General features: G+C 41.0%; 24 protein-coding genes, 1 rRNA gene and 2 other annotated features. All 25 genes read left to right on the top strand.

The genetic code is table 11. The annotated features are described in order from the left end of the window. Positions 1-90, top strand: a 5S ribosomal RNA gene (gene rrf, locus HNQ82_RS13325); the annotation flags it as partial. A 227-nt stretch (positions 91-317) separates the two neighbouring features. Next, positions 318-728, top strand: coding sequence for a CtsR family transcriptional regulator (locus tag HNQ82_RS13330; RefSeq protein ID WP_221261177.1), 411 nt, complete (start codon positions 318-320; stop codon positions 726-728). A gap of 14 nt (positions 729-742) precedes the next feature. Further along, a complete protein-coding gene (gene mcsA, locus HNQ82_RS13335; protein WP_055441992.1) occupies positions 743-1297 on the top strand; it encodes a protein-arginine kinase activator protein McsA in 555 nt (184 codons plus the stop codon). After that, complete coding sequence (gene mcsB / locus HNQ82_RS13340) at positions 1290-2354, top strand: protein-arginine kinase McsB (protein WP_183250230.1); 1065 nt, start codon at positions 1290-1292, stop codon at positions 2352-2354. Before mcsA ends, mcsB begins: the two co-directional genes overlap by 8 nt. A 20-nt stretch (positions 2355-2374) precedes the next feature. Next, on the top strand, positions 2375-4807 hold the full coding sequence (gene clpC, locus HNQ82_RS13345; protein ID WP_183250232.1) for an ATP-dependent protease ATP-binding subunit ClpC: 2433 nt from the start codon (positions 2375-2377) through the stop codon (positions 4805-4807). Positions 4808-4866: 59 nt separating this feature from the next. Beyond that, entirely contained in the window at positions 4867-6261 is a 1395-nt protein-coding gene (gene radA / locus HNQ82_RS13350) for a DNA repair protein RadA (protein WP_183250234.1), read from the top strand. 89 nt (positions 6262-6350) lie between these two features. Continuing rightward, positions 6351-7439: a PIN domain-containing protein gene (locus HNQ82_RS13355; RefSeq protein WP_032101443.1), complete on the top strand. Its 1089-nt coding sequence runs from the start codon at positions 6351-6353 to the stop codon at positions 7437-7439. 19 nt (positions 7440-7458) lie between these two features. After that, positions 7459-8145 (top strand): 2-C-methyl-D-erythritol 4-phosphate cytidylyltransferase, encoded by a 687-nt coding sequence (ispD, locus tag HNQ82_RS13360; RefSeq protein WP_183250236.1) that lies wholly within the window; start codon positions 7459-7461, stop codon positions 8143-8145. Continuing rightward, positions 8145-8627 (top strand): 2-C-methyl-D-erythritol 2,4-cyclodiphosphate synthase, encoded by a 483-nt coding sequence (gene ispF / locus HNQ82_RS13365; RefSeq protein WP_183250238.1) that lies wholly within the window; start codon positions 8145-8147, stop codon positions 8625-8627. Before ispD ends, ispF begins: the two co-directional genes overlap by 1 nt. Positions 8628-8690: 63 nt before the next feature. Beyond that, a complete protein-coding gene (gltX, locus tag HNQ82_RS13370) occupies positions 8691-10151 on the top strand; it encodes a glutamate--tRNA ligase (protein WP_183250240.1) in 1461 nt (486 codons plus the stop codon). Between the two features lie 42 nt (positions 10152-10193). Further along, positions 10194-10415 (top strand) — a binding site (T-box leader). 54 nt (positions 10416-10469) lie between these two features. Then, positions 10470-11135, top strand: coding sequence for a serine O-acetyltransferase (gene cysE / locus HNQ82_RS13375; RefSeq protein WP_183250242.1), 666 nt, complete (start codon positions 10470-10472; stop codon positions 11133-11135). Then, entirely contained in the window at positions 11116-12513 is a 1398-nt protein-coding gene (gene cysS, locus HNQ82_RS13380) for a cysteine--tRNA ligase (RefSeq protein WP_183250244.1), read from the top strand. Before cysE ends, cysS begins: the two co-directional genes overlap by 20 nt. A 4-nt stretch (positions 12514-12517) precedes the next feature. Next, complete coding sequence (locus HNQ82_RS13385; RefSeq protein ID WP_183250246.1) at positions 12518-12943, top strand: Mini-ribonuclease 3; 426 nt, start codon at positions 12518-12520, stop codon at positions 12941-12943. Positions 12944-12945: 2 nt separating this feature from the next. Continuing rightward, on the top strand, positions 12946-13683 hold the full coding sequence (rlmB, locus tag HNQ82_RS13390) for a 23S rRNA (guanosine(2251)-2'-O)-methyltransferase RlmB (RefSeq protein ID WP_183250249.1): 738 nt from the start codon (positions 12946-12948) through the stop codon (positions 13681-13683). 1 nt (position 13684) lies between these two features. Beyond that, positions 13685-14194: an NYN domain-containing protein gene (locus tag HNQ82_RS13395; protein WP_183250251.1), complete on the top strand. Its 510-nt coding sequence runs from the start codon at positions 13685-13687 to the stop codon at positions 14192-14194. Positions 14195-14261: 67 nt separating this feature from the next. Beyond that, the gene (sigH, locus tag HNQ82_RS13400) at positions 14262-14912 is read left to right on the top strand and encodes an RNA polymerase sporulation sigma factor SigH (protein ID WP_183250253.1); all 651 of its coding nucleotides are present in this window, start codon (positions 14262-14264) and stop codon (positions 14910-14912) included. Between the two features lie 63 nt (positions 14913-14975). Beyond that, entirely contained in the window at positions 14976-15125 is a 150-nt protein-coding gene (gene rpmG, locus HNQ82_RS13405; RefSeq protein WP_183250255.1) for a 50S ribosomal protein L33, read from the top strand. Positions 15126-15156: 31 nt separating this feature from the next. After that, positions 15157-15339 (top strand): preprotein translocase subunit SecE, encoded by a 183-nt coding sequence (secE, locus tag HNQ82_RS13410; protein ID WP_032101432.1) that lies wholly within the window; start codon positions 15157-15159, stop codon positions 15337-15339. 120 nt (positions 15340-15459) lie between these two features. Then, a complete protein-coding gene (nusG, locus tag HNQ82_RS13415; protein ID WP_019418665.1) occupies positions 15460-15993 on the top strand; it encodes a transcription termination/antitermination protein NusG in 534 nt (177 codons plus the stop codon). Positions 15994-16144: 151 nt separating this feature from the next. Next, the gene (rplK, locus tag HNQ82_RS13420; RefSeq protein WP_003397643.1) at positions 16145-16570 is read left to right on the top strand and encodes a 50S ribosomal protein L11; all 426 of its coding nucleotides are present in this window, start codon (positions 16145-16147) and stop codon (positions 16568-16570) included. 103 nt (positions 16571-16673) lie between these two features. Beyond that, on the top strand, positions 16674-17375 hold the full coding sequence (gene rplA, locus HNQ82_RS13425; RefSeq protein WP_055441981.1) for a 50S ribosomal protein L1: 702 nt from the start codon (positions 16674-16676) through the stop codon (positions 17373-17375). A gap of 52 nt (positions 17376-17427) precedes the next feature. Further along, positions 17428-17573 (top strand) — a sequence feature (ribosomal protein L10 leader region). 42 nt (positions 17574-17615) lie between these two features. Continuing rightward, positions 17616-18116, top strand: coding sequence for a 50S ribosomal protein L10 (rplJ, locus tag HNQ82_RS13430; RefSeq protein WP_003397646.1), 501 nt, complete (start codon positions 17616-17618; stop codon positions 18114-18116). Positions 18117-18161: 45 nt separating this feature from the next. Beyond that, the gene (gene rplL, locus HNQ82_RS13435; RefSeq protein WP_003397647.1) at positions 18162-18527 is read left to right on the top strand and encodes a 50S ribosomal protein L7/L12; all 366 of its coding nucleotides are present in this window, start codon (positions 18162-18164) and stop codon (positions 18525-18527) included. 87 nt (positions 18528-18614) lie between these two features. After that, positions 18615-19214, top strand: a complete 600-nt coding sequence (locus HNQ82_RS13440) for a class I SAM-dependent methyltransferase (protein WP_183250257.1) — start codon at positions 18615-18617, stop codon at positions 19212-19214. 207 nt (positions 19215-19421) lie between these two features. After that, positions 19422-22982, top strand: coding sequence for a DNA-directed RNA polymerase subunit beta (rpoB, locus tag HNQ82_RS13445; RefSeq protein ID WP_183250259.1), 3561 nt, complete (start codon positions 19422-19424; stop codon positions 22980-22982). Positions 22983-22989: the final 7 nt, after the last annotated feature.

Here is a 22989-nt window from a genome sequence, read left to right on the forward strand (position 1 = left end):
CCCGTTCCCATCCCGAACACGGAAGTTAAGCTCTCCAGCGCCGATGGTAGTTGGCGGGACACCGCCTGCGAGAGTAGGACGTTGCCGGGCAAATAAAAAGACCAAGACTAAATTGTCTTGGTCTTTTTGTTTTTTGTTTTATTGAATAAACGCAATGGGTAAAATATATGAGAAAAAGAAGGGAATCCTTGCATTTTTGAAGAAATCCGTATATATTAAAATTAAAGTCAAATATAGTCAAAGTCAACTGGCAGAGGAGGGGTTATGTGAGGAATATCTCTGATGTCATTGAGCAATATTTAAAGCAAGTATTAAATATGAGCGGAAAAGATATCGTTGAGATTAAACGAAGCGAAATTGCAGATAAGTTTCAGTGTGTTCCTTCTCAAATTAACTATGTCATTAATACACGGTTTACATTAGAAAGAGGGTACATTGTTGAGAGTAAGCGAGGTGGCGGTGGCTATATCCGTATAATGAAAGTAAAAACTCAAAGTGCCCCCCAGCTTATTGACCATTTATTGTCTCTTGTTCAAGACCGGATTAGCCAGACAAATGGAGAACATATTATTCAACGCTTATTAGATGAAAAGGTAATTTCAAAACGAGAAGCGAATATGATGTTAAACATTATTGATCGCACGGTTCTATCTCTTGACCTTCCCCATCGTGATGAACTGCGTGCGCGCATATTAAAAGCGATGCTGACATCGTTAAAGTATATGTAGAGAGGGTGAATGCTTTGATATGTCAAGAGTGTAATCAACGTCCAGCAACGCTTCATTTCACTAAAATTGTTAATGGGGAAAAAACAGAAATTCATCTTTGTGAGCAATGCGCTCACGAAAAAGGTGAAATGTTTATGTTCCCACATCAAGGCGCTTTTTCAATCAATAATTTAATTGCGGGACTATTAAATATGGATGCATCGCTAAAAGAACCGAAAGCCCCCTCTTTTCACAATGAACATATATTACAATGTGAGCGTTGCAAAATGACATATGCTCAATTCGTTAAAGTCGGTCGTTTTGGTTGTGCGAGTTGCTATGAAACATTTCGTAGCTATTTACCACCTATTTTTCGGAAGTTACATGGAGGACATGTAGCACATGAAGGAAAAATCCCGAAGCGAGTGGGGGGTACATTGTACGTTCGTAAGCAAATCGGCCAGTTAAAACAAATGCTACAGGAGCTTATTGCTAAAGAACAGTTTGAGAAAGCTGCTGAAGTGCGTGATCAAATTCGAGAACTCGAAGCAAAATTAAATACGGAAGGGGGCGCTTCATTACATGAATGAACATTTGTTTTTCCAACGCGCTCTCAGTCCATGGATGAACGAAGAGGGACCAGATTCTGATATTGTGTTAAGTAGTCGTATTCGTTTAGCGAGAAATATGAAACAATATTCGTTTCCGACCGTATTTACAAATGAAGAGGCTATACAAATTGTTCAATTATTTGAACATTTGTTTTCGCAAAAGCGTTTCGGTAATCTTGGTCCTTTCGTCTTATTAAAAATGAATGAATTACAAACTATTGACAAGCGTGTATTAGTTGAAAAACACTTGATCAGCCCTCACTTAGCTGAGGATTGTACATTTGGTGCATGCTTATTATCAGAGCAAGAAGAAGCAAGCATTATGATCAACGAGGAAGATCATATTCGTATTCAATGTTTGTTTGCTGGTTTTCAGTTGAGAGAAGCATTAAAATTGGCAAATGCTTTAGATGATTGGATTGAACAACACATCGATTATGCTTTTGATGAAAAGTACGGTTATTTGACGAGTTGCCCTACAAATGTCGGAACAGGACTGCGCGCATCCGTTATGATGCATTTGCCAGGCCTTGTGTTAACGCAGCAAATGAATCAAATTATTCCTGCAATTAATCAGCTCGGTTTAGTTGTTCGTGGCACGTATGGAGAAGGTAGCGAAGCGTTAGGAAACATTTTTCAAATTTCGAATCAAGTTACATTAGGAAAAAGTGAAGAGGATATTGTTGAAGACTTAACAGGTGTTGTTCGTCAATTAATTGAACAAGAACGAATGGCACGTGAGGCATTAGTCAAAACTTCTAACATACAATTAGAAGATAGGGTATATCGTTCTTACGGTGTGTTAACGAACAGTCGGATCATCGGTTCAAAAGAAGCTGCCCAATGTTTATCTGATGTACGGTTAGGCATTGATCTCGGATATATTACGAACGTGCCAAAAACAATTTTAACAGAGCTCATGATTTTGACACAGCCCGGCTTTTTACAAAAATATGCTGGTGGCGCATTACGCCCACAAGAACGGGATATTCGCCGTGCATCGCTCATTCGTGAACGATTATACCAATGGAAGTGAATAAAAGGAGGTTGATGAAAATGATGTTCGGACGTTTTACAGAACGAGCACAAAAGGTGTTAGCATTAGCACAAGAAGAAGCTGTTCGATTAGGACATAACAATATTGGTACAGAGCACATTTTGCTTGGTCTTATTCGAGAGGGGGAAGGAATTGCAGCAAAAGCGCTTATGGCGCTCGGGTTAGGACCAGATAAAATCCAAAAAGAGGTAGAATCGCTTATTGGGCGTGGAAATGAAGTTGGGCAAACGATCCACTATACACCACGTGCCAAAAAAGTGATTGAATTGTCAATGGATGAAGCTGGGAAACTTGGACATTCTTACGTTGGTACAGAACATATTTTGCTTGGTCTTATTCGAGAAGGAGAAGGTGTAGCCGCTCGCGTTTTAAATAATTTAGGAGTAAGCTTAAATAAAGCTCGCCAACAAGTACTTCAATTATTAGGAAGCAATGAGTCTGCCTCAGGACATCATGGGGGAACAACGCACGCGAATACCCCAACGTTAGACAGTTTAGCCCGCGATTTAACAGCGATCGCACGTGAAGGAGGTTTAGATCCTGTCATCGGAAGAAGTAAAGAAATCCAACGTGTGATCGAAGTATTAAGCCGTAGAACGAAAAATAACCCTGTTTTAATTGGGGAACCAGGGGTAGGAAAAACAGCCATTGCCGAAGGACTAGCTCAACAAATTGTCAATAACGAAGTGCCAGAGACGCTTCGTGATAAGCGTGTAATGACGCTCGATATGGGCACGGTCGTTGCAGGTACGAAATATCGTGGTGAGTTTGAAGATCGTTTGAAAAAAGTGATGGATGAAATTCGCCAAGCAGGCAACATCATTTTGTTTATTGACGAATTGCACACCCTCATAGGAGCTGGCGGTGCAGAAGGAGCTATTGATGCATCAAATATTTTAAAACCGTCCCTTGCTCGTGGCGAACTACAATGTATTGGGGCAACAACGTTAGATGAATACCGAAAATATATTGAAAAAGATGCTGCGTTAGAAAGACGTTTCCAACCCATTCATGTTGGCGAACCAACGGTTGAAGAATCGATCCAAATCTTAAAAGGACTACGCGATCGTTACGAAGCTCATCATCGTGTTTCTATTTCGGATGAGGCAATTGAGCAAGCTGTGAAGCTTTCAGATCGTTACATCTCGGATCGATTTTTACCAGATAAAGCGATTGATTTAATTGACGAAGCTTGTTCAAAAGTACGTTTACGTTCGTTTACGACACCACCAAATTTAAAAGAGCTCGAACAAAAACTGGAGGAAATTCGCAAAGAAAAAGATGCAGCTGTGCAAAGCCAAGAGTTTGAAAAAGCTGCATCATTACGAGATGCGGAACAAAAATTGCGCGAACAACTTGAAGAAACGAAACGGGCTTGGAAAGAGAAACAAGGTCAAGAAAACTCAGAAGTGACTGTTGAGGATATTGCAGCCGTCGTATCAAGTTGGACGGGGATCCCAGTCTCTAAATTAGCTCAAACAGAAACCGAACGATTATTAAAGCTAGAAGAAATTCTGCATTCCCGTGTTATCGGACAAGAAGAAGCTGTCAAAGCAGTTGCAAAAGCAGTGCGTCGCGCCCGTGCAGGATTAAAAGATCCAAAACGCCCAATCGGCTCGTTTATTTTTCTCGGACCGACGGGTGTAGGGAAAACGGAACTGGCACGTGCGCTTGCGGAAGCGATGTTTGGTGATGAAGATGCGATGATTCGGATCGACATGTCTGAGTATATGGAGAAACATTCGACATCACGTCTTGTCGGTTCGCCTCCGGGATATGTTGGTTACGAAGAAGGTGGACAATTAACAGAAAAAGTGCGTCGCAAACCGTATTCAGTCATTTTATTAGATGAGATTGAAAAAGCGCATCCAGATGTGTTTAACATTTTATTGCAAGTGTTAGAGGATGGACGTCTAACGGATTCGAAAGGACGGACAGTTGATTTCCGAAATACGATCATTATTATGACATCAAACGTTGGCGCTGACGCCTTGAAGAGAAATAAATATGTTGGTTTTAATGTACAAGATGAGAGTCAACAGTATAAAGATATGAAAGGGAAAGTGATGGACGAGTTGAAAAAAGCGTTTCGTCCGGAATTTTTAAACCGAATTGATGAAATCATTGTGTTCCATTCCCTTGAGAAGAAACATTTGAAGGAAATTGTATCATTAATGGTTGAGCAATTGAAAAAACGTCTACAAGAACAACAAATTGATTTAGAGTTAACCGATGCAGCAATTGAGAAATTAGCGGAAGAAGGTTATGACTTAGAATACGGCGCGCGTCCATTGCGTCGAGCGATTCAAAAACATGTTGAAGACCGTTTATCTGAAGAATTGTTAAAAGGAACGATTAACAGCGGACAAAAAGTTGTCATGGATGTAAAAGACGGTCAGTTTGTTGTGTTAACAAAAGAGACAGTAAAATAACAAAAAACAAGGTATGCTTACACGCATACCTTGTTTTTCATCATGAAAGGAATGGAATCATGGTTAAACGGAAAACGAAATTCGTTTGTCAACATTGTGGATATGAAACGGCGAAGTGGATGGGAAAATGCCCAGGGTGCCACTCGTGGAATACAATGGTTGAAGAAACGGAGATTGTGAAACCACATAGCCGAGCACTATTTGTGCATACAGAGGGGATAGTAGCTAAACCTGTATCGATTACGACAGTAGAAACGACGCAGGAACCGAGAATTGACACGAAGTTTACGGAGTTTAATCGCGTGTTAGGGGGTGGAATTGTTCGTGGTTCCCTCGTTTTGATCGGTGGCGATCCAGGTATTGGGAAATCGACATTGTTGTTACAAATTTGTGCTCAGCTCGCAAGCGATACCCACCCTGTATTATATATTTCCGGGGAAGAATCGGTAAAACAAACGAAGTTGCGTGCTGAACGGTTACATGTGGCAGCTGAACATTTATATGTTTTATCTGAGACAAATTTAGAACATATTATCCAAACGATAGATGAAATGAAGCCATCGTTCGTTGTCATCGACTCGATTCAAACGATATATCGCTCAGAAATTACATCGGCCCCAGGGAGTGTTTCACAAGTTCGTGAATGTACAGCAGAGTTGATGCGAGTAGCTAAAACGAAAGGTATTGCGATTTTTATTGTTGGGCATGTTACGAAAGAAGGGGCGCTGGCAGGGCCACGCATTTTAGAACATATGGTTGATACTGTATTATATTTTGAGGGAGAGCGTCATCATACGTATCGCATTTTACGGGCGGTGAAAAATCGATTTGGTTCCACAAATGAAATCGGTATTTTCGAAATGAAAGAAATAGGGCTTACAGAAGTCAAAAACCCATCAGAAATTTTTTTGGAAGAGCGTTCGAAAGGTGCTTCAGGGTCAACGGTGGTCGCTTCTATGGAAGGGACGAGACCTGTGTTAGTGGAAATTCAAGCATTAGTATCGCCGACTAGTTTCGGAACGCCACGTCGAATGGCAACAGGAATAGATCATAATCGTGTATCTTTACTAATGGCGGTGCTTGAAAAGAGGGTCGGCCTACTTCTTCAAAACCAGGATGCCTATTTAAAAGTGGCTGGTGGAATTAAGTTAGATGAACCTGCGATTGACTTAGCAATTGTGGTAAGCATTGCATCTAGTTTTCGTGATCAACCAACAAATCATACGGATGTTGTGATCGGAGAAGTTGGATTGACAGGTGAAGTACGTCGTGTATCCCGCATTGAACAGCGTGTGCAAGAAGCTGCGAAGCTCGGTTTTCAACGCATCATTATTCCGAAAAGCAACATCGGTGGCTGGAACATTCCAAAAGGTGTTGAAGTCATTGGAGTAACTAATGTAGAAGAAGCGCTATATTACGCATTAGGGGAAGGGAAAAATCGCCCAATATTTTAACAAAACCATTAAAAAATGATTAAAAATGATGTTCAGATTGGTTTCAAACATTGGAAACTGTTTATAATGTAATAGAGGAGGTGAAAAACGTGTTAAAACGAATTGTGCAAGCATCTTTTTTAATTACTGGGGGAATGTTAGGAATTATTTTCTTTCCTACTTTGTTAAAACTATTGCACCTAAACGATCTTCCTTATGTCGATAGCCCATATGTAGCCGCCCCAGTTGGTGCGATCATCGTATTCCTTCTCACGTTTTGGTTAGTTGATCATGTGGTTGGACTGATTCATTGGATGGAAGAAACGTTAGTCAAAGCACCTGTAACAGACTTATTATTCGGGAGTCTCGGTTTAATTTTCGGATTGATTGTAGCCTTTTTAGTCGTTATTCCATTAAACTCTATTCAAATTCCGCTTGTTAATACGATATTGCCGATTTTTCTTACGCTATTGTTAGGCTACTTAGGATTTCAAGTCGGATTTAAAAAACGCGATGAACTAATGAACCTATTTTCTTTACCGAATCGAAGTGGAAAGAAAAAAGGTAGCGAGGAAGAAGAAAAAAAGGGGAAATCGCTAAAAATTTTAGATACGAGTGTCATCATTGACGGTCGTATTGCGGATATTTGTCAAACGGGCTTTTTGGAAGGGACGATTGTCATTCCGCGGTTTGTTCTTGAAGAATTGCAACATATCGCTGACTCTTCTGATGCTTTAAAGAGAAATCGTGGACGGAGAGGACTAGATATTTTAAACCGCATTCAAAAAGAACTAGCAATTAACGTGGAAATATATGAGGGCGATTTTGAAGGAATTCAAGAAGTCGACAGCAAGCTTGTAAAATTGGCTCAATTGACATCAGGCGTTGTTGTGACAAATGACTTTAATTTAAATAAAGTATGCGAGTTGCAAAATGTTCCCGTACTAAATATTAACGACTTAGCGAACGCAGTAAAACCGATCGTTCTTCCAGGGGAAGAATTAAATGTTCACGTCATTAAAGACGGAAAAGAACAAAATCAAGGTGTTGCTTATTTAGATGATGGGACGATGATCGTTGTAGAGGACGGAAAAGACTACATCGGAAAACGAGTCGATGTGCTTGTGACGAGCGTCTTACAAACTTCGGCTGGAAGAATGATTTTTGCTAAATTAAAATTACTTGAAAAAGCATTATGAGCTGTTAGGAGATAGGAAAATGAATTATCATGTCGTTATACCGGCAGCTGGCCAAGGAAAACGAATGAACGCAGGAATGAACAAACAATTTATTGAGCTTGAAGGAATACCTGTTATTATTCATACGTTACGTGTATTTGAACGAGATGTTTTGTGTCAAGGCATTGTGTTAGTCATTAACGATCAAGAACGCGAACAGTTTGCTCATATGCTTCATCGCTTTGGAATAAAAAAAGTAAATGTCCTCGTTTCAGGGGGGGAAGAGCGGCAACAAAGCGTCTACAACGGGTTGAAAGCTTTGAATGATGCTGACATCGTGCTTATTCACGATGGTGCTCGTCCATTTGTGACGGTAAAAAAAATTCATGAACTCGTTCAAGTAACAGCAGAAACGGGAGCAGCTGTGCTAGCTGTTCCTGTGAAAGATACGATGAAACAAGTGATCGATGGCCACATTCAAAAAACGGTCGATCGATCGAGCTTGTGGGCTGTACAAACGCCACAAGCTTTTTCCATGCCATTAATTCTCGACGCTCATGAACGCGCAAAAAAAGAACAGTTTATTGGAACAGATGATGCAAGTCTTGTTGAGCGGATCGGTCAACGTGTCGCCATTGTAGAAGGCGAGTATACAAACATTAAATTAACAACACCAGAAGATTTATTATTTGCAGAGGCTATTTTACGTGCGAGAGGGGATCAATGATGTATCGAATTGGACAAGGGTTTGATGTCCATCAGTTTGCTGAAGGACGTCCGCTTATTATTGGTGGAATCCATATTCCGTATGAGAAAGGACTGCTTGGACATTCTGATGCGGATGTGTTGTTACATGCAATTGCTGATGCTTGTTTAGGAGCCATTGGTGAAGGAGACATTGGAAAGCATTTCCCTGATACAGATGAAGCATACAAGGATGCTGATTCTGCGCTTCTTCTACAACGGGTATGGAATCTTGTGCAGCAACATGGATATACACTTGTTAATGTGGACTGCACAATTATTGCTCAAAAACCAAAAATGGCTCCATATATCCCAAACATGCAAAAACGAATTGCTGAATTATTAGAAGGAAACGTTTCACAAGTCAACGTAAAGGCGACGACGACAGAAAAGCTCGGCTTTACAGGGAGAGAAGAAGGAATTGCTGCACAAGCCGTCGTTTTGTTACAAAAAAATAATGAATGATGGATTTTGTATGGCGTTTACGGTACAATGGGGTACAGAAATTAGGTAGATGGAGGTCATGACATGTCACAGGAAGTAAGGGTGCGTTACGCGCCGAGTCCGACGGGTCATTTACATATTGGTGGTGCGCGCACAGCGTTGTTTAACTATTTGTTTGCTCGCCATCATCATGGGAAATTTATCGTTCGTATTGAAGATACAGATATTGAGCGGAATGTAGAAGGTGGCGAACAGTCACAACTTGAAAATTTAAAATGGCTCGGTATTGAATATGACGAATCTGTCGATAAAGATGGAGGATATGGTCCTTATCGTCAAACGGAGCGTCTGCACATATATCGCCAATATACAAACGAATTGTTAGAAAAAGGCTATGCTTATAAATGTTTTTGTACACCTGAGGAACTAGAACAAGAGCGTGAGGCGCAAAAAGCGGCAGGTATTGCGGCGCCACAATACAGCGGAAAATGCCGTCAGTTGACACTAGAACAAGTCAAACAGCTTGAAGCAGAAGGCAAGCCCTATACGATCCGTTTAAAAGTACCGGAAGGAAAAGTATATGAATTTGAAGACATGGTGCGCGGTCGCGTATCGTTTGAATCGAAAGACATTGGCGATTGGGTGATCGTCAAAGCAAACGGTATCCCAACGTATAACTTTGCTGTTGTGATCGACGATCATTTAATGAAAATTACACATGTATTTCGCGGTGAAGAGCATTTATCAAACACACCGAAGCAGCTAATGGTGTATGAATATTTTGGTTGGGAGCCACCAAAATATGCACATTTAACGTTGATTGTAAATGAAAATCGTAAAAAGTTATCGAAGCGCGATGAGTCAATTATTCAATTCGTTTCTCAATATAAAGAACTTGGATATTTACCAGAAGCGATGTTTAACTTTTTTGCACTATTAGGTTGGTCGCCAGAAGGAGAAGAAGAAATTTTCACGAAAGAAGAGCTTATTCGCATGTTTGATGTTTCCCGTTTATCAAAATCGCCATCGATGTTTGATAAACAAAAGCTCACATGGATGAACAACCAATATATCAAAAAACTTGATCTGGATCGGTTAGTTGAACTATCGCTCCCTCATCTAATTCGAGCAGGGCGTTTGCCGGAGCAAATGACCGATCAACAAAAGCAATGGGCGCGTGATCTAATTGCACTATATCAAGAGCAAATGAGTTACGGTGCTGAAATTGTTGAGCTATCAGAGTTGTTCTTTAAACAGGAAATCGAGTATGATGAAGAGGCAAAAGCTGTTTTAGCAGGTGAGCAAGTACCGATTGTGTTAAAAGCATTTTATGAGCAAGTGGAGCAGCTTGCAACGTTTGATAGTGACCACATTAAAATGGCGATTAAAGCGGTACAAAAAGAAACGGGACAAAAAGGGAAAAACTTATTTATGCCAATTCGCGTAGCGGTTACAGGGCAAACGCATGGACCAGAACTTCCAGAGGCGATTCGTTTGCTCGGAAAAGAAACGGTGCTGTCCCGATTAACTCAATTCATTCGTTAACATTTCCTTGTTTATATAATAGAATAGGTGTAAGTCATATCGGTGAAAGCGTTGATGAGGAGAAGTAAAAAGAATCAGCATGTCAGAGAGAACCACCTTGGCTGGAAGTGGTTTATGTTTGATTCTTTTGAAATGCACCTCGGAGTCTCCTTTCGAACCAGAGACGTTCTGTAGTAGAATGGAGCGGATTCCCTTCCGTTATAAGGGCAAGAGTGAGCCTTAAAGGCTAAACAGAGTGGAACCGCGCAACGAAGCGTCTCTGTGTCATTGTACACAGAGACGTTTTTTTATTTGAAAGATAACAAAGGGGGAATGATGGTGTTTAAAACATTAAAAGAGGACATTGAAGTTATTTTTGAACAAGATCCGGCAGCAAGAAGTTATTTAGAAGTCATTTTAACGTATTCAGGGTTGCACGCCATTTGGGCACATCGCATTGCCCATGCACTTTATAAGCGGAAATTTTATTTTTTAGCACGCCTCATTTCACAAATTAGTCGCTTTTTTACGGGCATTGAAATTCATCCAGGGGCAAAAATTGGTCGCCGCTTTTTCATCGATCATGGCATGGGAGTCGTCATCGGGGAAACATGTGAGATCGGTGACAATGTGACGGTGTATCAAGGCGTCACACTCGGTGGAACAGGAAAAGAGAAGGGGAAGCGCCATCCAACAATTAAAGATAATTGTTTGATTGCTACCGGTGCAAAGGTGCTTGGTTCGATTACGGTTGGGGAAAATAGTAAAATTGGGGCAGGATCGGTCGTGTTGAAAGATGTGCCGCCGAACTCAACCGTTGTCGGCATTCCAGGTCGTGTTGTTGTACAAAATGGCGTGCGTGTGAATAAAGATTTAAATCATTGTGATTTGCCGGATCCGATTGCAGATCGCTTTAAAGAGTTAGAAGCAGAAATCGAGCAACTAAAAGCACAATTAGAAGAACTAAAGAAAGGAACGGTGAACCATGAGCATTCAAGTGTATAATACGTTAACGCGAAAAAAGGAACCATTTGTCCCATTAGAACCAAATAAAGTGAAAATGTATGTATGCGGTCCAACAGTATACAACTACATTCACATTGGCAACGCTCGCCCTGCTATTGTGTTTGATACGATTCGACGCTATTTACAATTTCGTGGATATGAAGTGCAATACGTTTCGAATTTCACAGATGTAGACGATAAACTCATTCGCGCAGCAAAAGAATTAGGAGAAGATGTACCAACCATTGCAGAACGGTTCATCGAAGCGTACTTTGAAGATATTACAGCGCTTGGTTGCAAAAAAGCAGACGTTCATCCACGAGTGACAGAAAACATGGATACGATCATCCAATTTATTGAACAACTCATTGAAAAAGGATATGCCTATGAAGTTGACGGTGATGTATATTATCGAACGCGCCGCTTTTCTGATTATGGTAAATTGTCCCATCAATCGATTGATGAACTAAAATTAGGTGCTCGGATTGAGATTGGTGAGAAAAAAGAAGATCCTCTTGACTTTGCGCTATGGAAAGCAGCAAAAGAAGGTGAAATTTACTGGGATAGCCCATGGGGGAAAGGACGTCCGGGCTGGCATATTGAATGCTCTGCTATGGTACGTAAATATTTAGGGGATACGATTGATATTCATGCTGGGGGACAAGATTTAACGTTCCCGCACCATGAAAATGAAATTGCTCAGTCTGAAGCGCTAACAGGAAAGCCTTTTGCGAAATATTGGTTGCATAACGGCTACATTAATATCGATAATGAAAAAATGTCGAAATCGCTCGGGAACTTTATTTTAGTGCACGACATTATTAAGCAAGTTGATCCGCAAGTGTTACGTTTCTTTATGCTTTCAGTTCACTATCGTCATCCAATCAACTATAGCCAACCGTTACTTGAAAGTGCAAAAAGCGGATTAGAACGCTTAAAAACAGCTTATGCGAACTTAAAACATCGTTTAGAAAGCAGCACGAATTTAACGACGAATGATGAACAATGGCTAGCGAAAATTGAAGGATTAAGAGGCGAGTTTATTAGCGAAATGGATGATGATTTTAATACAGCAAACGGGATCGCTGTTCTGTTTGAATTAGCGAAACAAGCCAATGTATACTTAATGGAAAAGCATACATCGAAACAGGTCATTCAAGCATTTTTACAACAATTTGAACAGATTTTTGATGTGCTTGGCCTTTCTTTACAACACGATGAATTACTTGATGAAGAAATTGAAGCACTTATCCAACAGCGAATTGAAGCGCGGAAAAATCGCGATTTCGCTTTAGCTGATCGGATTCGTGATGAATTAAAGGCAAAAAACATTATTTTAGAAGATACACCACAAGGAACGAGATGGAGAAGAGGATAAGACGATGTTACATTTGTTTAACAAAATTAAGGATTTTGAACAGTTAAACGGTTTAACGTTAGCTTATATTGGTGATGCCGTATACGAATTATTCGTACGGCATCACCTCCTTACCTTAGGGAAAGTAAAACCAAACGATTTACACAACTTAGCAAAAACATACGTTTGTGCTAAAGCGCAATCACAAGTATTGCAATGGTTGCTCAATCATAACCAGCTTTCTGAACAGGAAGTAGCTATTGTTCGAAGAGGTCGTAATGCAAAATCGGGGAGTACACCGAAAAATACAGATGTACAAACGTACCGTCAAAGCACAGGATTTGAAGCGTTAGTTGGTTACCATTTTTTAAGCGGAAATGAAGAACGTCTCCATCAATTAATACGTTGGGCGTTAGATGTACATCGCAACGATGAAGAAAGGGGGATGTGATCATGGATCTCATTATCGGTAAAAATCCCGTGTTAGAAGCGTTAAAATCCGGACGAGAAATGAATAAAATATGGATTGCTGAAGGCTCGCAACGTGGTCAAATGCAGTCGATCATTCAGCTCGCCAAAGAGATGGGTATTACAGTACAGTATGTCCCTAAAAAAAAGATGGATCAATTAAGTGACGGCAATCATCAGGGAGTCATTGCACAAGTTGCTGCATATCGATACTATGATATAGACGATTTATTTAAAAAGGCAGAAGCGCAAGGGGAAGCACCATTTTTTATTATTCTAGATGAACTTGAAGATCCACACAATTTAGGTTCGATTATGCGAACAGCTGATGCGGTAGGTGCTCATGGCATTATTATCCCGAAACGGCGCTCGGTCGCTTTAACCGCAACGGTGGCAAAAGCGTCAACGGGTGCGATTGAATATGTGCCTGTTGCGCGTGTAACGAACTTAGCGCGAACGGTAGATGAATTAAAAGAGCGAGGGGTTTGGGTTTTTGGAACAGATGCAAAAGGAAGCCAAGATTATCGTCAACTTGATGGGGTTATTCCGTTAGCCTTAGTTATCGGTAGTGAAGGGAAAGGAATAAGTCGTTTATTACGAGATAAATGCGATGTGCTCGTTCGCTTGCCGATGATTGGACATGTTACATCGTTAAATGCTTCTGTTGCGGCGAGCTTGTTAATGTATGAGGTGTACCGAAAGCGTCATCCATTAGGTGAGTAAAATGGACATTTTAATCGTTGATGGCTACAACATCATCGGTGCCTGGCCAGAACTACGCGAGTTGCGCGATACAGATTTATCGTTAGCTCGTGACCGACTTGTCGAGAAAATGGCGGAATATCAAGCATTTACTGGTTGTAAAGTCATTATTGTTTTTGACGCACACCTCGTACAAGGAACAACAAAAAAATATGTCGATCATCAAGTAGAGGTCATTTTCACGAAGGAAAACGAAACGGCTGATGAACATATCGAGAAATTGGCGAAATCGCTCCAGCAATTTCGGACAAAAGTATATGTTGCTACGTCAGATTATACGGAACAATGGGCGATTTTCGGCCAAGGAGCGTTACGTAAATCCGCTCGGGAGCTACTCATTGAAGTGGATGCGGTGCAACGAAATATTTCGACGAACGTTAAGCACATTCAACAAAAGAAGCCGATATCAAAAATTCCCCTGACAGATGAAGTCGCAAAAATTTTCGAAAAATGGCGCAGAGGGGAAAAATGAACGATTGACCCTGTAAAAAAATGTACTGTATAATACTTTTATCCATGTGCAGGGCGGGGGGATCGGCGTGAGCGCAAATGCAAATGAAAAGCAACAAAGCCGTTACGAACAACTAGACGATGAAATGATTGTAGAACTCGTACATCAAGGTGATAGTGAGGCGCTTGATTATTTGATTCATAAGTATAAAAATTTTGTCCGAGCGAAAGCACGTTCATATTTTTTAGTCGGTGCAGATCGCGAAGATATTGTGCAAGAAGGAATGATTGGGTTATACAAAGCAATCCGAGATTTCAAAGAAGATAAGCAGTCTTCATTTAAGGCGTTTGCGGAGTTATGTATTACTCGGCAAATGATTACAGCTATTAAAATGGCTACGCGACAAAAACACATTCCACTCAATTGTTACGTTTCATTGGACAAGCCGATTTACGAAGATGATTCTGCCCGTACATTGATGGACGTTCTTTCGGGAACGAAAATAACAAATCCTGAGGAACTAATTATTAATAGGGAAGAGTTCGATCATATTGAAGAGAAGATGACCGAACTACTTAGCGATTTAGAAAGGAAAGTGCTCCTTCTTTATTTAGAAGGTCGATCATATCAAGAAATTTCGGAAGAGCTCAATCGTCACGTGAAATCCATTGACAACGCATTGCAACGCGTGAAACGCAAACTAGAAAAGTATGTAGAAATTCAAGGAATTCGTTTATAATATTGACATAAAAAAATATTGTATGATACAGTTTTTAAGACGTAGTATGCCGGAGGAAAACGTATGCGCAAAAAAGTGATTTTAGCGTGTAGCCAATGTTTAAGTCGAAACTATTCAACGATGAAAAATGTTGCTCATCACGATGAGCGGCTAGAGATGAAAAAGTTTTGTAAAACATGCCATACGCATACGATTCACCGCGAAACGAAGTAGTTGATGATCCCGAGATGTTGGAGGGTTTCTTATGCAACGAGTAACGAAATTTTTCCGCGAAGTTGTTCGCGAGATGAAAAAAGTCAGCTGGCCGAAACGAAAAGAACTAGTAAACTATACGATCACCGTTTTAGCAACAGTGGCATTTTTTACTGTATTTTTTGCTGTTATTGATTTAGGAATTTCAGAGTTAGTTCGTTTTATACTTGAATAGTAATAGTATATCCATGGTATAATGAAAGATAACAAACAAGAAATAAAGCCCGGTAACGGGTTTTTATTTTGCCTAAAAAAAGATTTGTTTAGGGAGGGAAGGACGATATTGTCCCAGCGAATGGAAAAGAATTGGTATGTTATTCATACGTACTCGGGTTATGAAAATAAAGTGAAAACGAACTTAGAAAAGCGTGTTGAGTCGATGGGTATGCAAGATAAAATTTTTCGCGTCGTCGTGCCTGAAGAGGAAGAAACAGACACAAAAGGTGGTAAAAAGAAAGTTGTCAAAAAGAAGGTATTCCCAGGTTACGTGCTCGTCGAAATGATTATGACAGATGACTCCTGGTATGTTGTTCGCAATACACCAGGAGTAACGGGGTTTGTCGGTTCAGCTGGTGCTGGATCGAAACCGACGCCGCTTCTGGAAGAAGAAGTTTCCGCGATTTTAAAACGAATGGGCGTTGATTTGATCGAGTTAGACTTTGATTTCGAATTAAATGAAGCCGTTCGGATTAAAGAAGGTCCTTTTGCGAATTTTGTTGGAACGATCCAAGAAATCGAAATAGATAAACAAAAAGTAACTGTTCTTGTTGACATGTTTGGACGTGAAACACCAGTAGAGCTTGACTTTTCGCAAATTGAAAAAATATAATAGTAAACAACTTGCAAATGGGCAAGAAAAGTGATAATATTTTAAGGTCAGTATGTCTCAATCATTGAGACGAATGCGATGATTGTTTTCATATATGGAGTGGGAGGGAATATCCCTAATACCACATCACGGACTTAAGGAGGTGTGTCTCGTGGCTAAAAAAGTAATTAAAGTTGTCAAATTGCAAATTCCTGCAGGGAAAGCGAATCCAGCACCACCAGTCGGTCCAGCATTAGGTCAAGCTGGTGTTAACATCATGGGATTCTGTAAAGAATTCAACGCTCGTACAGCTGATCAAGCAGGTTTAATTATTCCTGTTGAAATTACGGTATACGAAGACCGTTCATTTACATTTATTACGAAAACTCCACCTGCTGCTGTGTTACTTAAGAAAGCGGCTGGTATCGAGTCTGGTTCTGGTGAGCCAAACCGTAATAAAGTGGCAACAGTAAAGCGCGACAAAGTGCGCGAGATTGCTGAAACAAAAATGCCAGACTTAAACGCGGCGAGCATTGAAGCAGCTATGCGCATGATCGAAGGAACAGCGCGCAGCATGGGTATCGTCATCGAAGACTAATGAAGATCTGGCTGGAAAAGGTTGCGGAAGCGAACTATATAGTTTTCGCAACCTTTATTCGTGGGAGGTCTTTCCGTTAAAACCACAAAAGGAGGAAATAAGAATGCCAAAAAGAGGAAAACGTTACTTAGAGGCAGCGAAGTTAATTGATCGCTCTAAAGCATACGACGTAAAAGAAGCGATCGAATTAGTGAAAAAGACAAACGTTGCAAAATTTGATGCAACAGTAGAAGTTGCTTTCCGTTTAGGAGTTGATCCGAAGAAAGCAGATCAACAAATTCGCGGTGCGGTTGTATTACCGCATGGAACAGGTAAAGTACGTCGCGTATTAGTGCTTGCAAAAGGTGAAAAAGCGAAGGAAGCAGAAGCGGCAGGCGCAGATTACGTAGGTGATACAGATTACATCAACAAAATTCAACAAGGTTGGTTTGAGTTTGATGTTATCGTTGCAACTCCTGATATGATGGGTGAAGTTGGTAAAATCGGTCGTATTTTAGGACCAAAAGGTTTAATGCCAAACCCTAAAACAGGAACAGTTACATTTGATGTTGCGAAAGCAGTCAATGAAATTAAAGCTGGTAAAGTGGAATACCGCGTTGACAAAGCAGGAAACATCCACGTGCCAATCGGTAAAGTATCATTTGATACTGAAAAATTAGTAGAAAACTTCGCGACAATTTATGAGACAATCTTAAAAGTAAAACCAGCAGCGGCGAAGGGCACATACGTGAAAAACGTAACAGTTGCTTCAACGATGGGCCCTGGCGTAAAAGTAGATCCTTCTACTGTTGCTGTTGCTCGATAATTATAGATATTGACTTTTTAGAAACGCTTTAGTATACTATCTATTGTTTGAAAAGCGAATATCATTTGTACCGTAGACAGTAGGTGCCTCATATAGGCTTAATTTCCTACCGAGGTGTTGAGACTCATAAATAAGTGCATCTTGCACTTTTCGGGGGCCTCCATGTCTGCGTTGACATGGAGGTTTTTTATTGAGCGGTATAAGTGGTGTCGAAACTCAACTTCTACAGGAGGTGTTGACATGAGCAGCGTACTTGAACAAAAGCAGCAGCTAGTAGCGGAGATTGCTGAAAAGCTTCGCGCGAGCAAATCAACGATCATCGTTGATTATCGTGGTTTAAATGTCGCACAAGTTACAGAACTTCGTAAGCAACTTCGTGAAGCAGGCATCGAGTTCAAAGTGTATAAAAACACGTTAACTCGTCGTGCTGTTGCTGAGTTAGGCTTAGAAGGTTTAGACGAAACGTTAACAGGTCCGAATGCGATTGCATTCAGCAATGAAGATGTCGTTGCTCCTGCGAAAATTTTAAACGAATTCGCGAAAAAGAACGAAGCGTTAAAAATTAAAGCAGGTATCATCGAAGGTAACGTAGCAACGTTCGAAGAAGTAAAGGCGCTTGCAGAGCTTCCATCTCGCGAAGGCTTGCTCTCTATGTTGCTTAGCGTTCTTCAAGCACCAATTCGCAACTTTGCTCTTGTTACAAAAGCAGTTGCTGAGAAGAAAGAAGAACAAGGTGCTTAATTTTCAAATTGCCTAAAACTAAAATATTAAGGAGGAAGATCGATCATGACTAAAGAACAAATCATTGAAGCGGTTAAAAATATGACTGTTTTAGAACTAAACGACTTAGTAAAAGCAATCGAAGAAGAATTTGGTGTAACTGCTGCTGCTCCTGTAGTAGTTGCTGGTGGTGCCGCTGCTGGTGCTGCTGCTGAAGAAAAAACTGAATTCGACGTTATCCTTGCAGATGGCGGCGCGCAAAAAATCAAAGTTATCAAAGTTGTACGCGAACTTACTGGTCTTGGCTTAAAAGAAGCAAAAGACTTAGTAGACAACACTCCAAAGCCAGTTAAAGAAGGCGTTTCTAAAGAAGAAGCTGAAGAAATTAAAGCGAAGCTTGAAGAAGCTGGCGCGAAAGTTGAAATCAAGTAATGATGCAAAGAAGCTCGCTCGAAGTGGCGAGCTTCTTTGTGTTTTTATGTGCGTTCGTTTACAATGAAGGAAAGAGAGGTGGGAATGATGGGTGATCACTACTATACGGAGAGACCTACGGTAGAAAGTAGGCCGTTTCAATGGACGTATATGTTGCGAGGTCATCAGTTTTTATTTACAGTCGATCAAGGTGTATTTTCGAAAAAAGAAGTCGACTTTGGTTCGCGGTTACTAATTGAAACATTTATGGAGCCAGATGTGCGTGGAAATATTCTGGATGTTGGTTGTGGATATGGACCAATCGGTTTGGCACTAGCCAAAGATTTTCCGTATCGAACTGTGCATATGATCGATGTAAATGAGCGAGCAATTGAGTTGGCTGAGAAAAATAAACAGCAAAATGGTATTGAAAATGCCCAAATTTACACAAGTAACTTATTTGACGAAGTAGAAGGGGCGTTTGCTGCGATTGTTACAAACCCGCCAATTCGTGCAGGGAAAGCAGTCGTCCATTCAATTTTTGAGCAAAGTGCGAACTACTTGCTTCCTGGTGGGCAACTATGGGTTGTCATTCAAAAAAAACAAGGTGCTCCATCTGCTTTAGAAAAGTTAAAGACAATTTTTGATCAAGTTGATGTCGTTGAAAAGAAAAAAGGTTACTTTATTATTCGGGCACAAAAAGCTTGACGCCTAATTTTGTGTATGATACCATTATAAAATGCTAAATGTGTATTTTTTTTAGTTTACGTATGCTGTGTATGTATGTATAATTTTAGGTTTAAAGGAAAAACTTATAAAATATATAATAGGTCAAACATGTGGTTTTCTTATAAGAAACCATTTCTTTTTTGTCTGATGACAAGTTATTAATGTTTGATTTGAGGGGTGAATCAGTTGACAGGTCAACTAGTTCAATACGGACGACACCGCCAACGAAGAAGTTATGCGCGCATTAGTGAAGTGTTGGAACTACCAAATTTGATTGAAATTCAAACTTCTTCTTATCAGTGGTTTCTCGACGAAGGATTGCGTGAAATGTTCCAAGATATTTCACCGATCGAAGATTTTACAGGGAATTTGTCACTAGAATTTATTGATTACAGCTTAGGAGAACCGAAGTACTCTGTCGAAGAGTCAAAAGAACGCGATGTTACATACGCAGCGCCGCTTCGAGTTAAAGTACGCCTAATCAATAAAGAAACAGGTGAAGTAAAAGAACAAGATGTGTTCATGGGAGACTTTCCATTGATGACAGAAACGGGCACATTCATCATTAATGGTGCTGAACGTGTTATCGTTTCTCAGCTTGTTCGTTCACCGAGCGTATATTACAGCGGAAAAGTAGATAAAAACGGAAAACGTGGCTTTACAGCAACCGTCATTCCAAACCGCGGTGCATGGCTCGAATACGAAACAGACGCAAAAGACGTTGTGTACGTTCGCATTGATCGTACGCGTAAGTTGCCTGTAACCGTGTTATTGCGGGCGTTAGGTTTTGGCTCAGACCAAGAGATTGTCGATTTACTTGGTGATAACGAGTATATTCGTAATACGTTAGAAAAAGACAATACAGAAAGTACAGAAAAAGCGTTGCTTGAAATTTATGAACGGTTACGTCCAGGGGAGCCGCCTACCGTTGAAAACGCAAAAAGCTTGCTCATCTCTCGTTTCTTTGATCCAAAACGATATGATCTCGCAAGTGTTGGTCGTTATAAAATTAACAAAAAGCTCCATATTAAAAACCGTTTATTTGGTCAACGTTTAGCAGAAACACTCGTTCATCCGGAAACGGGTGAAGTGATTGCTGAAAAAGGAACAGTTCTCGATCGTAGAACGCTCGACCGCATTTTACCTGAGCTTGAAAAAGGAATCGGTATACGTAAATACCAACCGCTTGGGGGCGTTGTCGAAGATGAGTTTGCTTTGCAAGCAATCAAAATTTATGCTCCAAACGATCCAGATGGCGAAAAAGTCATCACGGTCATTAGTAACGGGTATATCCCAGAAACAGTGAAACATATTACACCTGCAGATATTATTGCATCTATTAGCTACTTCTTTAACTTATTGCATGGAGTCGGTGATACAGACGATATCGACCATTTAGGAAATCGTCGACTTCGTTCTGTTGGAGAGTTGCTACAAAATCAGTTCCGAATTGGTCTTTCGCGCATGGAGCGCGTTGTTCGTGAACGGATGTCCATTCAAGATACAAACACAATTACACCACAGCAACTCATTAACATTCGTCCGGTCATTGCGGCTATTAAAGAGTTTTTCGGAAGCTCACAATTATCACAATTCATGGACCAAACAAACCCGCTTGCAGAATTGACACATAAACGCCGTCTTTCTGCGCTTGGTCCGGGCGGTTTAACGCGTGAACGCGCTGGCTTTGAAGTGCGTGACGTTCACTATTCACACTATGGTCGCATGTGTCCGATCGAAACGCCAGAAGGTCCGAACATCGGGTTAATTAACTCGCTTTCGACATACGCAAAAGTGAATAAATTTGGGTTTATTGAAACGCCTTATCGTCGTGTTGATCCTGAGACAGGAAAAGTAACGAATCAAATTGACTATTTGACAGCGGATGAAGAAGACAACTACGTTGTTGCCCAAGCAAACGTTCCGATTGCGGAAGATGGAACGTTTTTAGAAGAAAACGTTGTTGCTCGTTTCCGTGGTGAAAACATTGTCGTTAAACGGGATCGCGTGGACTATGTAGACGTTTCACCAAAACAAGTCGTGTCCGTAGCGACAGCCTGCATTCCATTCTTAGAAAACGATGACTCAAACCGTGCACTTATGGGTGCGAACATGCAACGTCAAGCTGTTCCACTTATGCAACCGGAAGCCCCAATCGTTGGTACAGGAATGGAGTATGTGGCAGCGAAAGATTCTGGTGCTGCAGTTATTTGTAAACATCGTGGAATCGTTGAGCGCGTCGAAGCGAAAGAAATTTGGGTGCGCCGTTTAATCGAAGTCGACGGAAAAGAAGTAAAAGGTGATTTAGATAAATATCGTTTATTGAAGTTTGTTCGTTCAAACCAAGGAACGTGCTACAATCAACGCCCAATCGTTAAAGCGGGTGACGTTGTAGAGAAAGGTGAGATTTTAGCTGACGGTCCATCAATGGAAAAAGGGGAGTTAGCCCTTGGTCGCAACGTGCTTGTTGCGTTTATGACATGGGATGGATACAACTACGAAGACGCGATTATTATGAGTGAGCGTCTCGTTAAAGACGATGTGTATACATCCATTCATATTGAGGAATATGAATCCGAAGCGCGTGACACGAAGCTCGGTCCAGAAGAAATTACGCGTGATATTCCAAACGTTGGTGAAGATGCGCTTCGCAATCTAGATGAACGCGGTATTGTGCGCATCGGTGCAGAAGTGAAAGACGGGGATCTGCTTGTCGGTAAAGTCACCCCAAAAGGTGTCACTGAGTTAACTGCAGAAGAGCGCCTATTGCACGCTATCTTTGGCGAGAAAGCGCGCGAAGTTCGAGATACTTCTTTACGTGTACCGCACGGTGGAGGTGGAATTGTTCTCGATGTCAAAGTGTTTACTCGCGAAGATGGTGATGAGTTACCTCCAGGTGTAAACCAACTTGTTCGTGTGTACATTGTACAAAAGCGGAAAATTTCCGAAGGTGACAAAATGGCAGGACGCCACGGAAACAAAGGGGTTATTTCCCGTATTTTACCTGAGGAAGATATGCCATTTTTACCAGATGGCACCCCGGTTGATATTATGTTAAACCCATTAGGCGTACCTTCGCGTATGAACATCGGGCAAGTGCTTGAGTTGCATCTTGGAATGGCGGCGAGAAAGCTAGGTCTTCATGTCGCTTCGCCTGTATTTGACGGCGCTCGTGAAGAAGATGTATGGGCGACGTTAGAAGAAGCAGGAATGGCACGCGATGCGAAAACTGTTCTATATGATGGGCGCACTGGAGAGCCATTTGATAATCGTGTTTCTGTCGGTATTATGTACATGATTAAGCTCGCGCACATGGTTGATGATAAGTTACATGCTCGTTCGACAGGTCCGTACTCGCTTGTTACGCAACAGCCACTTGGCGGGAAAGCGCAGTTTGGTGGTCAACGTTTCGGTGAGATGGAAGTATGGGCGCTTGAAGCATACGGCGCAGCTTATACGTTACAAGAAATTTTAACTGTCAAATCAGACGATGTGGTTGGTCGTGTAAAAACATATGAGGCGATCGTAAAAGGTGAAAACGTTCCAGAACCAGGTGTTCCTGAGTCGTTCAAAGTATTAATTAAAGAGCTACAAAGCTTAGGTATGGACGTAACAGTTTTATCAAGTGATGAAAAAGAAATTAGCATGGAAAACTTCGGGGAAGATGATGACGTTCAACCAGTTGACATCATCCCACCTACAGATGAGTCAGCCGAAGAAGATGAAGGCGTTGTTGTAAAAGAATAGTTTGTTG

Source organism: Anoxybacillus tengchongensis (genome assembly GCF_014201585.1).
In the GTDB taxonomy this organism is placed as follows: Bacteria; Bacillota; Bacilli; order Bacillales; family Anoxybacillaceae; genus Anoxybacillus; species Anoxybacillus tengchongensis.

What these genes read in the sequence shown, in the direction of transcription:
- HNQ82_RS13330 (WP_221261177.1), top strand. Translation starts at nt 318, where the DNA reads ATGAGCGGAAAAGATATCGTTGAGATTAAACGAAGCGAAATTGCAGAT.
- mcsB (WP_183250230.1), top strand. Translation starts at nt 1,290, where the DNA reads ATGAATGAACATTTGTTTTTCCAACGCGCTCTCAGTCCATGGATGAAC.
- clpC (WP_183250232.1), top strand. Translation starts at nt 2,375, where the DNA reads ATGATGTTCGGACGTTTTACAGAACGAGCACAAAAGGTGTTAGCATTA.
- radA (WP_183250234.1), top strand. Translation starts at nt 4,867, where the DNA reads ATGGTTAAACGGAAAACGAAATTCGTTTGTCAACATTGTGGATATGAA.
- ispD (WP_183250236.1), top strand. Translation starts at nt 7,459, where the DNA reads ATGAATTATCATGTCGTTATACCGGCAGCTGGCCAAGGAAAACGAATG.
- ispF (WP_183250238.1), top strand. Translation starts at nt 8,145, where the DNA reads ATGTATCGAATTGGACAAGGGTTTGATGTCCATCAGTTTGCTGAAGGA.
- gltX (WP_183250240.1), top strand. Translation starts at nt 8,691, where the DNA reads ATGTCACAGGAAGTAAGGGTGCGTTACGCGCCGAGTCCGACGGGTCAT.
- cysS (WP_183250244.1), top strand. Translation starts at nt 11,116, where the DNA reads ATGAGCATTCAAGTGTATAATACGTTAACGCGAAAAAAGGAACCATTT.
- HNQ82_RS13385 (WP_183250246.1), top strand. Translation starts at nt 12,518, where the DNA reads ATGTTACATTTGTTTAACAAAATTAAGGATTTTGAACAGTTAAACGGT.
- rlmB (WP_183250249.1), top strand. Translation starts at nt 12,946, where the DNA reads ATGGATCTCATTATCGGTAAAAATCCCGTGTTAGAAGCGTTAAAATCC.
- HNQ82_RS13395 (WP_183250251.1), top strand. Translation starts at nt 13,685, where the DNA reads ATGGACATTTTAATCGTTGATGGCTACAACATCATCGGTGCCTGGCCA.
- rpmG (WP_183250255.1), top strand. Translation starts at nt 14,976, where the DNA reads ATGCGCAAAAAAGTGATTTTAGCGTGTAGCCAATGTTTAAGTCGAAAC.
- secE (WP_032101432.1), top strand. Translation starts at nt 15,157, where the DNA reads ATGCAACGAGTAACGAAATTTTTCCGCGAAGTTGTTCGCGAGATGAAA.
- nusG (WP_019418665.1), top strand. Translation starts at nt 15,460, where the DNA reads ATGGAAAAGAATTGGTATGTTATTCATACGTACTCGGGTTATGAAAAT.
- rplA (WP_055441981.1), top strand. Translation starts at nt 16,674, where the DNA reads ATGCCAAAAAGAGGAAAACGTTACTTAGAGGCAGCGAAGTTAATTGAT.
- rplJ (WP_003397646.1), top strand. Translation starts at nt 17,616, where the DNA reads ATGAGCAGCGTACTTGAACAAAAGCAGCAGCTAGTAGCGGAGATTGCT.
- rplL (WP_003397647.1), top strand. Translation starts at nt 18,162, where the DNA reads ATGACTAAAGAACAAATCATTGAAGCGGTTAAAAATATGACTGTTTTA.
- HNQ82_RS13440 (WP_183250257.1), top strand. Translation starts at nt 18,615, where the DNA reads ATGGGTGATCACTACTATACGGAGAGACCTACGGTAGAAAGTAGGCCG.